Source organism: Pseudacidovorax sp. DMC4 (genome assembly GCF_056314265.1).
In genome coordinates this window covers 1-13,882 of sequence record NZ_JBQUYR010000003.1, presented here as the reverse complement: position 1 = coordinate 13,882, position 13,882 = coordinate 1, and the positions used below count along the sequence as shown (strand labels likewise).

At 68.7% G+C, this 13,882-nt stretch carries 11 protein-coding genes; 7 read left to right on the top strand and 4 right to left on the bottom strand.

The annotated features are described in order from the left end of the window. Positions 1–175: 175 nt before the first annotated feature. The 3 genes from ACT54X_RS06605 to purN all read right to left on the bottom strand — a co-directional run bounded on the left by ACT54X_RS06605 (position 176) and on the right by purN (position 3,417). Positions 176–1,387, bottom strand: coding sequence for a DesA family fatty acid desaturase (locus ACT54X_RS06605; RefSeq protein ID WP_476345675.1), 1,212 nt, complete (start codon positions 1,385–1,387; stop codon positions 176–178). Between the two features lie 133 nt (positions 1,388–1,520). Next, entirely contained in the window at positions 1,521–2,795 is a 1,275-nt protein-coding gene (locus tag ACT54X_RS06600; protein ID WP_294370352.1) for an RsmB/NOP family class I SAM-dependent RNA methyltransferase, read from the bottom strand. Between the two features lie 37 nt (positions 2,796–2,832). Continuing rightward, on the bottom strand, positions 2,833–3,417 hold the full coding sequence (purN, locus tag ACT54X_RS06595) for a phosphoribosylglycinamide formyltransferase (protein ID WP_294370354.1): 585 nt from the start codon (positions 3,415–3,417) through the stop codon (positions 2,833–2,835). Positions 3,418–3,619: 202 nt separating this feature from the next. Between purN and ACT54X_RS06590 the strand changes: the two genes are divergently transcribed. The 4 genes from ACT54X_RS06590 to ACT54X_RS06575 all read left to right on the top strand — a co-directional run bounded on the left by ACT54X_RS06590 (position 3,620) and on the right by ACT54X_RS06575 (position 8,304). Further along, positions 3,620–4,801 (top strand): acyl-CoA dehydrogenase family protein, encoded by a 1,182-nt coding sequence (locus tag ACT54X_RS06590; protein WP_294370355.1) that lies wholly within the window; start codon positions 3,620–3,622, stop codon positions 4,799–4,801. 12 nt (positions 4,802–4,813) lie between these two features. Beyond that, positions 4,814–5,929: an acyl-CoA dehydrogenase family protein gene (locus ACT54X_RS06585; protein ID WP_294370356.1), complete on the top strand. Its 1,116-nt coding sequence runs from the start codon at positions 4,814–4,816 to the stop codon at positions 5,927–5,929. Between the two features lie 122 nt (positions 5,930–6,051). Beyond that, positions 6,052–7,434, top strand: a complete 1,383-nt coding sequence (locus ACT54X_RS06580; protein ID WP_294370358.1) for an alpha/beta fold hydrolase — start codon at positions 6,052–6,054, stop codon at positions 7,432–7,434. Between the two features lie 81 nt (positions 7,435–7,515). Continuing rightward, complete coding sequence (locus ACT54X_RS06575) at positions 7,516–8,304, top strand: enoyl-CoA hydratase (RefSeq protein WP_294370359.1); 789 nt, start codon at positions 7,516–7,518, stop codon at positions 8,302–8,304. Positions 8,305–8,325: 21 nt separating this feature from the next. On the opposite strand, the gene ACT54X_RS06570 is transcribed toward ACT54X_RS06575, so the two are convergent. Further along, complete coding sequence (locus ACT54X_RS06570; RefSeq protein WP_043118462.1) at positions 8,326–8,883, bottom strand: HNH endonuclease; 558 nt, start codon at positions 8,881–8,883, stop codon at positions 8,326–8,328. Positions 8,884–9,080: 197 nt separating this feature from the next. On the opposite strand from ACT54X_RS06570, the gene ACT54X_RS06565 reads away from it, so the two are divergent. The 3 genes from ACT54X_RS06565 to lspA all read left to right on the top strand — a co-directional run bounded on the left by ACT54X_RS06565 (position 9,081) and on the right by lspA (position 13,670). Then, positions 9,081–10,178: a bifunctional riboflavin kinase/FAD synthetase gene (locus ACT54X_RS06565; protein WP_294370362.1), complete on the top strand. Its 1,098-nt coding sequence runs from the start codon at positions 9,081–9,083 to the stop codon at positions 10,176–10,178. A gap of 127 nt (positions 10,179–10,305) precedes the next feature. Next, the gene (ileS, locus tag ACT54X_RS06560) at positions 10,306–13,158 is read left to right on the top strand and encodes an isoleucine--tRNA ligase (RefSeq protein ID WP_476345671.1); all 2,853 of its coding nucleotides are present in this window, start codon (positions 10,306–10,308) and stop codon (positions 13,156–13,158) included. 2 nt (positions 13,159–13,160) lie between these two features. Further along, entirely contained in the window at positions 13,161–13,670 is a 510-nt protein-coding gene (gene lspA, locus ACT54X_RS06555; protein ID WP_476346079.1) for a signal peptidase II, read from the top strand. Positions 13,671–13,882 lie beyond the last annotated feature (212 nt).

Here is a 13,882-nt window from a genome sequence, read left to right as displayed (position 1 = left end):
ATGAGAGCCGACCGGTTGCACGCTGCCTGTATAGTGCGCACCGGCGGCCGGCCGCAGGGAACCCTCCCTGTTGCAAGTCGCGCGCGCAACGCGGCCGGGCAACAAAAAACCGGCACGAGGCCGGTTTCTTGAGTTCGCCGGATGCCTAGGCAAACGGCCGAGGAGCGTGGTCAACTCAAACGTGCGCCGCGCGCAGCCGGATCGAGAACTCCTGCAGCGCCTTGATTCCGCTGGCTTCGGCGCGGTGGCACCAAGCCGCCAGATCAGCGGCGAGTTGTTCGCGCGACTGGGACGTGTTCATCCACATCTGGCGCAGTTCTTCGCGCATGGTCACCATCTTGTCCAGCACAGGATGGGCGGCGCGGGCCTCGGCGAGCTTGGGCCGAGCGGCGGCCGGGACCTTGTCGTCGTCGCGGTGCAGCCAGCGGCGGGCCGCCTTCAGCACCGACAGGTCGGCGCCACGGGCCTGCAATTGCGACAGCTCCTGCTTGCACGTGCGACGCATCTCGCGGGCGTAGCCAGCCATGACTTCGTAGCGGTTGGCGATGACGGCCTCGAGCGTCTTCTCATCGGCCACTGGGCGCACCTCGCCCATGCGCAGCTTCGGCGGCACCTTCTTCACTTTGGCCCAGCCCAGCTTTTGCATCAGCACGATGTAACCCCAGGCGATGTCGAACTCGTACTTCTTGACCGAGAACTTGGCCGCCGTGGGATAGGTGTGGTGGTTGTTGTGCAGTTCTTCGCCACCAATCACGATACCCCAGGGCACCAGGTTGGTGCTGGCGTCCTGCGCCTCGAAGTTGCGATAACCCCAGTAGTGGCCCAGGCCGTTGACGACGCCGGCCGCCCAGAAGGGAATCCACAACATCTGGATGGCCCAGATGGTGGCGCCGATGCCACCGAAGAGCGCCAGGTTGAGGATCAGCATGAGGCCAACGCCCTGCCAGCCGAAGCGGCTGTACAGGTTGCGCTCGATCCAGTCATCGGGCGTACCGTGGCCAAACTTGGTGATGGTCTCGTTGTTCTTCGCCTCGGCGCGGTATAGCTCGGCGCCGCGCCACATGACGGTGTCGATGCCGCGGGTCTGCGGGCTGTGCGGATCCTCCTCGGTCTCGCACTTGGCGTGGTGCTTGCGGTGGATGGCGACCCATTCCTTGGTCACCATGCCCGTGCCGACCCACAGCCAAAAGCGGAAGAAATGGGAGGGAATGGGCCCCAGGTCCATGGAGCGGTGAGCCTGCGTGCGGTGCAGGAAGATGGTCACCGCGAGGATGGTGATGTGCGTCGTGGCGAGCGTGTACAGCACGATCTGCCACCAGGACAGATCCCACAGGCCATGGGCAAGCCAGTCGAGGGCCGAGCTCAGAACGGCGGAATCGAAAATCATCAAGTTGGGTACTCCACACGGACGGACGGGGTCGTCCTGTCAGAACAGTCCGACAATTTTAGTGTGCCGGGCTTGAAATCCACCCCGTTTTTCGTGTAACGGCGTTGAATCCCTAGGGATTGGACGCCGTGCTCTAGCGCCGGTTCCACGCGGCGGCGAAAAAACCGTCGGTGGCGTGGCGGTGAGGCCACAACCGCAGGTAGCGCGTGCCGCCCTCGCCGCCGGCGCACAGCGAGGCGGCGTCCGCCACCTTCTGGGCGGCCAGCAGCTCCGCGGCCTCCAGCGGCAGGAAATCGGGATGCGCGGCGCCGAAGGCCTCGGCGATGGCCTCGTTTTCCTCCGGCAGCACGCTGCAGGTGGCATAGACGAGGCGCCCGCCCGGCTTCACGAGCCGCGCGGCGCTGGCAAGGATGGCGGTCTGCTTGGCCACCAACTCCTGCACCGCCTCGGGCGACTGGCGCCATTTGAGGTCGGGATTGCGGCGCAACGTACCCAGACCCGAGCAGGGTGCATCGACCAGCACGCGGTCGATCTTCCCGGCCAGCCGCTTGATGCGGTCGTCCCGCTCGTGGGCAATGGCAGCCGGATGCACGTTCGACAGGCCGCTGCGCGCCAGCCGCGGCTTGAGCGCGTCCAGCCGGTGGGCGGAGGTGTCGAAGGCATAAAGCCGGCCGGTGCTGCGCATGGCCGCTCCCAGCGCCAGGGTCTTGCCGCCGGCACCAGCGCAGAAATCGACCACCATTTCGCCGCGACGCGCCTCGACCAGCAGCGTGAGCAGTTGCGAACCCTCGTCCTGCACCTCGATGGCGCCGCGCTCGAAGGCGGGCAGGCGGTTGACGGCCGGCTTGCCGTCGGTGCGCAGGCCCCAGGGCGAGAACGGCGTCATCTTCGCGGCGATGCCGGCGGCCTTGAGTTCGCGCTGCACCTCATCGCGCTTGGCGCTCAGGGTGTTGACCCGCAGGTCCAGCGGCGCCGACTGCTGCAGCGCGTCGGCCAGGGCCATGAAGTCGGTGTCGCCCAGCTGGGCGCGCAGCGGCTGGGCCAGCCAGTCGGGCAGGTTGTGGCGGTGCTGGGCCATCAGCTCCGAGGGCGCGACGGCGTCGCAGGCGTCCAGCCAGCGCTTTTCGGCGTCGCTCAGCACGGTCTTGAGGAAGTCGCGCGAGCCATGGAAGCCCAGGATGGCCAGGCGCCGCTCGCGCGCGCCGCTGCCGGAGCGGGCCAGGTGCTCGAACAGCAGCTTCTTGCGCAGGATGGTGTAGACGGTCTCGGCGAGCGTCGCGCGCTCGCGGGGACCGAGCGACCGGTGCTCACGGAAATAGCGAGAGACGATGGCGTCAGCCGGATGATCGAATCGGAGCACGCGGCCGGTGAGTTCGGCGCAGGCTTCCAACAGGGCTTGGGGATGCATAAGGGGGCGATTGTCGCCGCCCACTCCGCCCAGAGACTCAGCGCGCCGCGAGCCAGCCCTCGATGGCCTCGGGATAGAGCCGGTGCTCCTGGCTCAGCACCCGGGCCGCCAGCGCCTCGGGCGCGTCGCCGGCCAGCACCGGCACCACGGCTTGGGCCAGGATCGGGCCATGGTCGAGTTCAGCCGTCACCAGGTGCACCGTGGCACCGGCGACCCGACAGCCAGCCTCGATGGCGCGCCGATGCGTGTGCAGGCCCGGGAAGGCCGGCAGCAGCGATGGATGGATATTGACCAGCCGGCCTTCGTACCGCGCCACGAAGCCCGGTGTGAGGATGCGCATGAAGCCGGCCAGCACCACCAGCACGGGCTGCCAGCGGTCGATGGTGTCGGCCAGCGCGGCGTCGAAGGCCTCGCGGCTGTCGAAGCCGCGGTGGTCGACGGCGGCGGTCTCCAGGCCCAGTTCGCGGCCCAGTTCCAGGCCGCCCGCATCGGGCTTGTTGCTGACGACGGCTGCCACGCGCACGCCGAAGCGCTCGGCCCAGCGGCGCGCCTGCGCCGCCCGTGCGATGGCCGCCATGTTGGAGCCGCCGCCGGAGACGAGGATGACGATGTTGCCGCTCATCGGCGACCTTGCGCGCCGGCATCGGCGGCCGCGCGGCGTCGACGGCTGGACGCTGCGGCGGAGACTGGCACCCGGTTGAAAACCCCGGCGCCGCGTAGAAGGGAACTCTGCATACTGGCGGCGGATTATCCGTGTGTCGCACGGCGGACTCGGCCTTGCGAACGAGCGTGCTAAAAATCCCGCTTCTCTGGAGACAACCCCCATGGATCTGGCATTCACCCCTGAAGAACAGGCGTTCCGCGAAGAGGTCCGCGCCTGGGTGGCGGACAACCTGCCCCAAGACATCGCCCACAAGGTCAACGAAGGCCTGGAGCTTTCCAAGGAAGACCACCAGCGCTGGGCAAGGATCCTCGGCAAGAAGGGCTGGCTGGGCTACGGCTGGCCCAAGCAGTTCGGCGGCCCCGGCTGGACGGCCGTGCAGAAGCACCTGTTCGAGGAAGAGACCGCACGCGCCGGCGCGCCGCGCGTGATCCCCTTCGGCCCGGTGATGGTGGCGCCCGTCATCATGGCCTTCGGCTCGCGCGAGCAGCAGGAGCGCTTCCTGCCCGGCATTGCCAGCGGCGAAGTGTGGTGGAGCCAGGGCTACAGCGAACCCGGCTCCGGCTCCGACCTGGCCTCGCTGCGCACCCGCGCAGAGCGCCGCGGCGACAAGTACATCATCAACGGCCAGAAGACCTGGACCACCCTGGGCCAGCATGGCGACTGGATGTTCAACCTTGTGCGCACCAGCACCGAGGGCAAGCCGCAGACCGGCATCAGCTTCATCGTCCTGGACATGAAGTCGCCCGGCGTGAGCGTGCGCCCCATCCGCCTGCTCGACGGCAGCTACGAGGTCAACGACGTGTTCTTCGACAACGTCGAAGTGCCGGCTGACCAGCTCATCGGCGAGGAGAACAAGGGCTGGACCTATGCCAAGCACCTGCTCAGCCACGAGCGCACCAACATCGCCGACGTCAACCGCGCCAAGCGCGAACTGGAGCGCGTCAAGCGAATCGCCAAGGCCGAAGGTGTATACAACGACCTGCGCTTCCGCGACGAGATCGCCAAGCTGGAAGTGGACATCGTGGCGCTGGAGATGCTGGTGCTGCGCGTGCTCTCGGCCGAGAAGTCCGGCAAGAACTCTCTGGACATCGCCGGCCTGCTCAAGATCAAGGGCAGCGAGATCCAACAGCGCTATTCCGAGCTGATGATGCTCGCGGGCGGCCCCTTCTCTCTGCCGCTGATCCGCGAAGCCATGGCGGCCGGCTGGCAGGGCGACTTCCCGGGCGGTCACGCCTCGCTGGCGCCGCTGGCCTCCACCTACTTCAACTACCGCAAGACCACGATCTACGGCGGCTCGAACGAAGTGCAACGCAACATCGTGGCCCAGACGGTGCTGGGCTGACAGGAGGCAGACATGGATTTCGATTTCACTGAAGACCAGCAGCAACTGCGCGACGCCGTCGGCCGCTGGGTCGAGAAGGCCTACGACTTCGACCGCCGCCGCGGCATCGAGAAGGACGGCGGCTTCTCCCGCGACGCCTGGAACGAGCTGTCCGAGCTGGGCCTGGGCGGGCTGTACATCCCCGAGGACGACGGCGGCCTGGGCATGGGCCCGGTTGAGGCCATGGTCGTGATGGAAGAGTTGGGCCGCGGCATCGTGCTGGAGCCGCTGGCGCAGTCCTTCATCGCCGGCGCCGTGCTTGCCCGCCATGCCGACGAAGGCGTGCGCGGCGAATGGCTGCCGGGCATCGCCAGCGGCGAGAAGCTGGTCGTGCTGGCCTACCAGGAGCGGGGCGCGCGCTACCGCCTGGACCGCTGCGAAGCCACGGCCACCAAGGCCGGCGACGGCTACGCCGTGAGCGGCACCAAGAGTGTGGTGCCGGCCGGCGACGAAGCGGCGGCCTACCTGGTGCCGGCGCAGCTGGACGGGCGCATCGCCCTTTTCCTGGTGCCGCGTGCCGACGGCAGCATCAAGGCCTCGGGCTATCCCACGCAGGATGGCAGCCGCGCCGCGGAAGTCGTCTTCAGCCAGGCCGCCGCGCAGCTCGTGGCCGCCGACGGCCTGCCGGTGCTCGAAGAGGCCGTGGACATCGGCATCGCCGCCACCTGCGCCGAAGGCGTGGGCGTGATGGACAAGACGCTGGCGCTGACGGTGGAGTACCTCAACACCCGCAAGCAATTCGGCGTGACCATCGGCAGCTTCCAGGCCCTGCGCCACCGCGTCGCCGACATGAAGATGCAGCTGGAACTGGCCCGCTCCATGAGCTACTACGCCACGCTCAAGCTGGGCGCGCCGGCGGCCGAGCGCCGCCAGGCCCTGGCCCGCGCCAAGTACCAGCTGGGCGTGTCGATGCGCTTCGTCGGCCAGCAGTCGGTGCAGTTGCATGGCGGCATCGGCGTGACCGACGAATACATGGGCAGCCACTACTTCCGCAAGCTGACGCAGATGGAGATGGTGTTCGGCGACACGCTGCACCACCTGGGCGAAGTGTCGGCGCGCATGGAAGACAGCGCGGGGGTGTTCGCCTGAGCGCAGGTGCTTGCACTTCATGAAACCGCAGGCCCGCCGGCTTACGCTGGCGGGCCTTTCTTCTTTCCGGCGGCCTGACCACGCGCGCGCCGCCGGTCGGCCCTCTTGCCAGGAGCTTCGGGATGATCCGTCGCCGTACCTTGTTGATCACCGCCCCCGCCAGTCTCGCGCTGGGCGCCTGCGCCACGCCGGGCACCGGGCCTCGTCGCGACACGCCCGTCGTCTTCATGCACGGCAACGGCGATTCGGCCGCGCTGTGGCAGACGACGCTGTGGCGCTTCGAATCCAACGGCTGGGCGCGCGACCGGCTGTTCGCGCTCGACCAACCGATGCCCCTGGCGCGCGATGACGATGCGGTGGCGCAGCCCGGCCGCAGCTCCACGGCTGAGTCGATGGCCTTCCTCAGCAAGGAGGTCGAGCGCGTGCTTCGCCAGACGGGCGCACAGAAGGTCGTGCTGGTCGGCAATTCGCGCGGCGGCAACACCATCCGCAACTACGTGCAGAACGGCGGCGGGGCGGCCAGGGTCAGCCATGTCGCGCTGGGCGGCAACCCGGCCCATGGCATCTGGGCCATTCCCGGCTGGCGCGAGGGCAGCGAGTTCTCCGGCCTGTCGCCCTTCATGCGGCAGCTGAACGCGCCCAAGGGCCCGGGCGGCGACGAGGTGACGCCCGGCCCGCGCTGGCTGACGCTGCGCTCCGACGGCAACGACAAGTACGCCAAGCCGGACGGTCTGTGGATCGGCGCGCCGGGCAAGCCCACCAACATCACGGCCGACGGGCCGGCCCTTCGCGGTGCCACCAACATCGTCCTGCCGGGCGCGGATCACCGCGAGGTGTCGTTCTCCCCGGCGGCCTTTGATGCCACCTGGCGCTTCCTCACAGCCGATGTACCGGGTGCCACGGCCGTTGCGTCCGAGCCGCGGATCGTGCTCGACGGACGCATCACCGGGCTCGGCCTGAATCCAGCCGACCCCACCAGCGGCGATTTCGTCAACAACCTGCCGCTGGCCGGCGCACAGCTCAGCGTCTACGAAACCGATCCGGCCACCGGCGAGCGCCGCGGCGGGCCTGCCTGGCGCAAGACGGTGGGCGCGGACGGCCGCTGGGGGCCGTTTCCGGCACGCCCCGGCACCGGCTACGAGTTCGAGATCGTGGCACCCGGCTATGCCACCACGCACATCTACCGCAGCCCCTTCCCGCGCTCCAGCGACGTGATCCACCTGCGGCCCGAGCGGTTGGCGGCTGCGGACCGGCAGGCGGGTGCGGTGGTCGTGTTCAGCCGGCCGCGCGGCTATTTCGATGCCCAGCGCGACCGCATGCGCTTCGATGGCCAGACGCAGCTGCCCGGCGTTCCGCCGCGCGGCGCGGGCGTGGCGAGTTCGCGGCTGCGCCTCGCAGCCGGGCCGGCACGCGCGGTGGAAGGCGAATTCAATGACGAGCGAATCGTCGGGCGAAGCTGGCCGGTGGCCGAGGGGCACCTGAGCCTGCTGGAGCTGACCTACTGACCGCCCGCCGACGGCCTGGCAGAACCCTCATTGAAGGCCCGGCCCGGTCCCGGTCGACCCCCACCGACGGAGGAAGGAAACGTGACGAACACCGACGAGCCCATCCTGCTGGAATCGCGTGACGCCCGCGGCGTGGTCACGCTCACCCTCAACCGGCCGGCCGCCTTCAACGCCTTGTCCGTCGCCCTGATCGATGCGCTGCATGCGGCCTGCGAGCGACTGGCGCTGGACGCCGGCCTGCGCGCTGTCGTCATCGCCGCCAACGGCCGAGCGTTCTGCGCCGGCCACGACCTGCGGGAGATGCTGGCATCGCCCTCGCAGTCGGCCTATCAGGCGCTGTTCGACCGCTGCAGCGCCATGATGCTGGCGCTGCAGCGCCTGCCGGTGCCGGTCGTCGCGCGCGTGCATGGGCTGGCGACGGCGGCGGGCTGCCAGCTCGTCGCGCTGTGCGATCTGGCGGTGGCCGCCGACAGCGCCAGCTTCGCCACCAGCGGCATCAACGTCGGCCTGTTCTGCGCCACGCCCAGCGTGTCGCTGTCGCGCAACCTGCCGCGCAAGAAGGCCTTCGAGCTGCTGGTGACGGGTGACTTCATCGACGCGCGGACCGCCCTGGCCCAGGGCCTGGTCAACCGCGTGGTGCCCGCCCAGAACCTGGACGCCGAGGTGGAAACGCTGGTGGCGAGCATCGTCGCCAAGCCGCGCATTGCGCTGGAGATGGGCAAGGCCCTCTTCTACCGCCAGTTGGAGACCGGACTCGAAGCCGCGCTGCACGACGCCGCCCGCACCATGGCCTGCAACATGGCCGATGCGACCGCGCAGGAGGGCGTGCAGGCCTTCATCGAAAAACGGGCGCCGTCCTGGCGCCCGTGAGACTTCTGTCCAGCCGCGCCGCTAGCCGTGCAGGCGGGAGCTCGACGGCAGGTGCGCCGACAGGAACTCCATCTGGTCCGCCAGGATGCGGCGGTTGCGCAGGATAAAGTCCTCCCACAGGCTGGGCACGTAGGGCGTGTAGAGCAGAGGCATGTGCGCCTGCTCCGGCGTGCGGTTGCCCTTGCGGTGGTTGCAGGCCCGGCAGGCCGTCACCACGTTCATCCAGTGGTCCACGCCGTTCTGTGCGAAGGGCACGATGTGCTCGCGGGTCAGGTCGTCCTCGTGGAAATGGTCGCCGCAGTAGGCGCAGACGTTACGGTCGCGCGCGAAAAGCTTGCTGTTGGTGAGGCCCGGGCGCAGGCTGAAGGGGCTGATGCGGGGCACGCCGCGGGTGCCGATGATGCTGCTGACGGCGATCTGGGACTGCTCGCCCGTCATTGCGTTGTGGCCGCCGCGGAACAGGGCCACCTGTTCGCCGGCCTCCCAGCGCACCTCGCCGGCCGCGTAATGGATCACCGCCTGCTCGAGCGAGATCCACGACTGGGGCAGCCCTTGGGCCGACAGCTTCAATACCTTCACCACAAACGCCTCCTCGTCGAACGAAGAAAACACAGGGAACGTACGCCACGCAGAACCGTCCGCACCGCCAGCCAAGGGCGCCGGGCGGCCCGACAGTGCTGGAAAGCGACACAATATAACCGGCATTCATGACAGCCCGTTCACGCGCGGAGGATTCCCGAGCGGACGCGGCCAGCTATCAAAAACATAACAGGACCATGCAGATCTTCCGCGGATTCCGCCATCCGGGCGTAGCGCCTGCCAGCGCCGTCACCATCGGCAATTTCGATGGCGTGCACCGCGGTCACCAGGCCATGCTGGGTCTGCTGCAGACCGAGGCCCGCCACCGCGGCCTGCCCAGCTGCGTGCTGACCTTCGAGCCCCATCCCCGCGACTACTTCGCCGGCGTCGCCAGGCGGCCCGAGCTGGCGCCCGCGCGCATCGCCACGCTGCGCGACAAGCTCAGCGAGTTGCAGGCCTGCGGCGTGGCGCAGACCGTGGTGCTGCCTTTCGATGCGCAACTCGCCAGCCAATCGCCCGAACAGTTCATCGACGAGGTGCTGGTGCGCGGCCTGGGCGCGCGCTACGTGCTGGTGGGCGACGACTTTCGCTTCGGTGCCAAGCGCGCGGGCGACTTCGCCATGCTGCACGCGGCCGGCGCTGCACGCGGCTTCGATGTGGCGCGGATGAACAGCTACGAGGTCTCCTACCCCGCCGCGCCCGGCAGCGACGAGGGGCCGCGGGCGCTGCGGGTGTCCAGCTCGGCCGTGCGCGAGGCGCTGACCGCCGGCCGCATGGACGACGCCGCCGCGCTGCTCGGCCGGCCCTACGCCATCTCCGGCCATGTGGTGCACGGCCGCAAGCTGGGCCGGGCGCTGGGCGCCAGCGCGCCGGGCGGCACGGACGGCTTCCGTACGCTCAACCTGCGCTTCAAGCACTGGAAGCCCGCCGCCAGCGGCATCTTCGTGGTGCGGGTGCATGGCCTGGGCGAGCGGCCCCTGCCGGGCGTGGCCAATCTGGGCGTGCGGCCATCACTGGACCCGAACGACGTCAACGGCGGCCGCGTGCTGCTCGAGACGCATTGCCTCGAATGGCCGGCCAGCCTGGGGCCCGAGGGGGCCTACGGTAAAATCGTGCGCGTGGAACTGTTGCACAAACTGCACGACGAGCTGCGCTACACCAGCCTGGAAGCCCTGACCGCGGGCATCGCCCAGGACCTGGCCGACGCACGCGCGTATTTCGCCGCCGGCAGCGCCGGCGCGGCGGGCAGCAGCCACGCGGAAACGCGGCGCCAGACCACGCGCGACCGAATTTAACCGGCACGCCCGCCGTGCCGGCGCCCCACCGACAAGCTCGGGGCGAGCGGCCTGACCTCATCCCCTCCCGCGCGGGCCTTCGCCGCGAGCGGGCCGAGCCTGTCGAAGCCTTCCCCCTCCGCCCTCCATGTCCGACGCTGCCGATTCCTCCGCGACCCCCGACTACCGCGCGACCCTGAACCTGCCCGACACGCCCTTCCCCATGCGCGGCGACCTGCCCAAGCGCGAGCCGGGCTGGGTCAAGGCCTGGAACGACGAGGGGCTGTACAAGCGCCTGCGCGTGGCCCGCACCGGCCGGCCCAAGTTCATCCTGCACGACGGACCGCCCTACGCCAACGGCCAGATCCACATGGGCCATGCGGTGAACAAGATCCTCAAGGACATGATCACCAAGGCGCGCCAGCTCGAGGGCTACGACGCGCTGTACGTGCCTGGCTGGGACTGCCACGGCCTGCCGATCGAGAACGCCATCGAGAAGAAGCACGGCCGCAACCTCAGCCGCGACGAGATGCAGGCCAAAAGCCGGGCCTATGCCACCGAGCAGATCGCGCAGCAGATGGCCGACTTCCAGCGCCTGGGCGTGCTGGGCGAATGGGATCATCCCTACAAGACGATGGACTTCGCCAACGAAGCGGGCGAGATCCGCGCCTTCAAGAAGGTGATCGAGCGTGGCTTCGTCTACCGGGGCCTGAAGCCCGTGTACTGGTGTTTCGACTGCGGCTCGTCGCTGGCCGAGTTCGAGATCGAGTACGCCGACAAGAAGAGCCAGACGCTGGACGTCGCCTTCAAGGCCCACGACCCGGCCAAGCTGGCCGCCGCCTTCGGCCTGCCGGCCATCGACAAGGACGCCTTCGCGGTCATCTGGACCACCACCGCGTGGACCATCCCGGCCAACCAGGCGCTCAACCTCAACCCCGAGCTGACCTACGCGCTGGTCGACACCGACCGCGGCCTGCTGATCGTGGCCGACACGCTGGTCGAGAGCTGCCTCAACCGCTACGCGCTGGACGGAAAGGTCATCGCCATCGCGCAGGGCGAGGCACTGGGCGGACTCGAGTTCGAGCACCCGCTGTACGACGTGCACGAAGGCTACCGTCGCCTGTCGCCCGTGTATCTGGCCGAGTACGCCACCGCCACCGACGGCACCGGCCTGGTCCACTCCTCGCCGGCCTACGGCCTGGACGACTTCCAGTCCTGCGTCGCGCACGGCATGGCCTACGACGACATCCTCAACCCCGTGCAGGGCAACGGCGTGTACGAGCCGGATTTCCCGCTCTTCGGCGGCCAACACATCTGGAAGGCGGTGCCGCACATCATCGAGGCGCTGCGCGAGGCCGGCCGGCTGATGGCCACCGAGACCATCACCCACAGCTATCCGCACTGCTGGCGCCACAAGACGCCGGTGATCTACCGCGCCGCTGCGCAGTGGTTCATCCGCATGGACGAAGGCGAAGGCGTGTTCACCGTGCCGGGCGCCAAGCCGGCCAAGACGCTGCGGCAGATCGCGCTGGAGGCCATCGAGGACACCAGCTTCTATCCCGAGAACGGCAAGGCCCGGCTGCACGACATGATCGCGCACCGGCCCGACTGGTGCATCTCGCGCCAGCGCAGCTGGGGCGTGCCGATCCCCTTCTTCCTGCACAAGCTCACCGGCGAGCTGCATCCGCGCACGATGGAGATCCTGGACCAGGCGGCCGCCATCGTCGAGCAGGGCGGCATCGAGGCCTGGAGCCGCGTGACGACCGAAGAGATCCTGGGCACCGAGGACGCGCCGCACTACACCAAGAGCAGCGACATCCTGGAGGTGTGGTTCGACTCCGGCTCCACCTTCTTCCATGTGCTGCGCGGCACGCACCCCACGGTGCACCACGACCAGGGCCCCGAGGCCGACCTGTACCTCGAAGGCCATGACCAGCACCGCGGCTGGTTCCACAGCTCGCTGCTGCTGGCCTGCGCGCTGGAAGGCCGCGCGCCCTACCGCGGCCTGCTGACTCACGGCTTCACCGTGGACAGCCAGGGCCGCAAGATGAGCAAGTCGCTGGGCAACGGCATCGATCCGCAGGAGATCACCAAGAAGCTGGGCGCCGAGATCATCCGCCTGTGGGTGGCCGCCTCCGACTACTCGGGCGACATCGCCGGCGACGACAAGATCCTGGCGCGCGTGGTCGACGCCTACCGCCGCATCCGCAACACGCTGCGCTTCCTGCTGGCCAACACCAGCGACTTCGACCCGGCCAAGGACGCGGTGCCTCTGGGCGAGCTGTTCGAGATCGACCGCTGGGCCCTGTCGCGGGCGGCGCAGTTCCAAGCGGAGGTGCTGGGCCACTACAAGGTCTACGAATTCCACCCGGTCGTGGCCAAGCTGCAGGTCTTCTGTTCGGAAGACCTCGGCGCCTTCTACCTGGACGTGCTGAAGGACCGGCTCTACACCACGAAGCCTGGCTCGCGCGCACGACGCAGTGCGCAGACGGCCCTGTGGCACATCACCCAGGCCATGCTGCGCTGGATGGCGCCCTTCCTGAGCTTCACGGCCGAGGAGGCGTGGAAGTTCGCGGGCCAGTCGGAATCCATCTTCATGGAAACCTTCTGCGACCTGGGCACGCCGGACGAGGCCCTGCTGGCCAAGTGGAGCCGCATCCAGGCCATCCGCGATGCGGTCAACAAGGAGATCGAGGCCGTGCGCACCGCGGGCGGCGTGGGCTCTTCGCTGCAGGCCAATGTGCGGCTCACCGCTGCGTCGGAGGACCATGCGCTGCTGGCGGCACTGGGCGACGACCTGAAGTTCGTCTTCATCACCTCGGTGGTGGACCTGCAGGCGGGTGACGGGCTCGCCATTGCCGTCACGCCCAGCACCGCCACCAAGTGCGAACGCTGCTGGCACTGGCGCGACGACGTGGGCCACGACAGCGCGCATCCCACGCTGTGCGGCCGCTGCACCAGCAACCTGTACGGCGCCGGCGAAGCGCGGAGCGTGGCATGACGATGAAGGCGCACAGCGGATTCGAGTCCACCCGTCCTGGCCTGGGCATCTGGGGCTGGCTGGCGCTGGCGGTGCTGATCTTCATCGCCGACCAGTACACCAAGACGCTGATCCTGGGCCACTACCAGCTCGGCGACGCCACGCGCATCACCGACTTCTTCAACATCGTGCGGGCCCACAACACGGGCGCGGCCTTCTCCTTCCTGGCCGGCGCCTCGGGCTGGCAGCGCTGGTTCTTCACCGGCATCGGCGTGGCCGCCGCCGTGTTCATCGTCTGGATGCTGCGCTCGCATACGGGGCAGAAGCTGTTCTGCTTCGCCATGGCCTGCATCCTGGGCGGCGCCATCGGCAACGTCGTGGACCGCCTGATGCACGGCTATGTGGTGGACTTTCTGGACTTCCATTGGGCCGGCTCGCACTTCCCGGCCTTCAATCTGGCCGACAGCGCGATCACGCTGGGCGCCATCTGCCTGGTGCTGGACGAACTGCGGCGCATGCGGCGCAAACGCTGAGGCGGACGGCGGCTCAAGTCCGCCGATTCGCGAGTTCAAGGCGCCCTGCGCGAGGACACTGCGGCGCGCGGGGCACAACGACGCGGGACTTCGGTCTCGCATTTTTTTGCCTGACCCAACCCCGACCCGTTCGGCCTGAGGTTCTATGGTTCTCGTCAAGCGACAGTGGCCGCCAGGCGGGCATCGAACATCGCGTGTTGCTTGAACAGCGA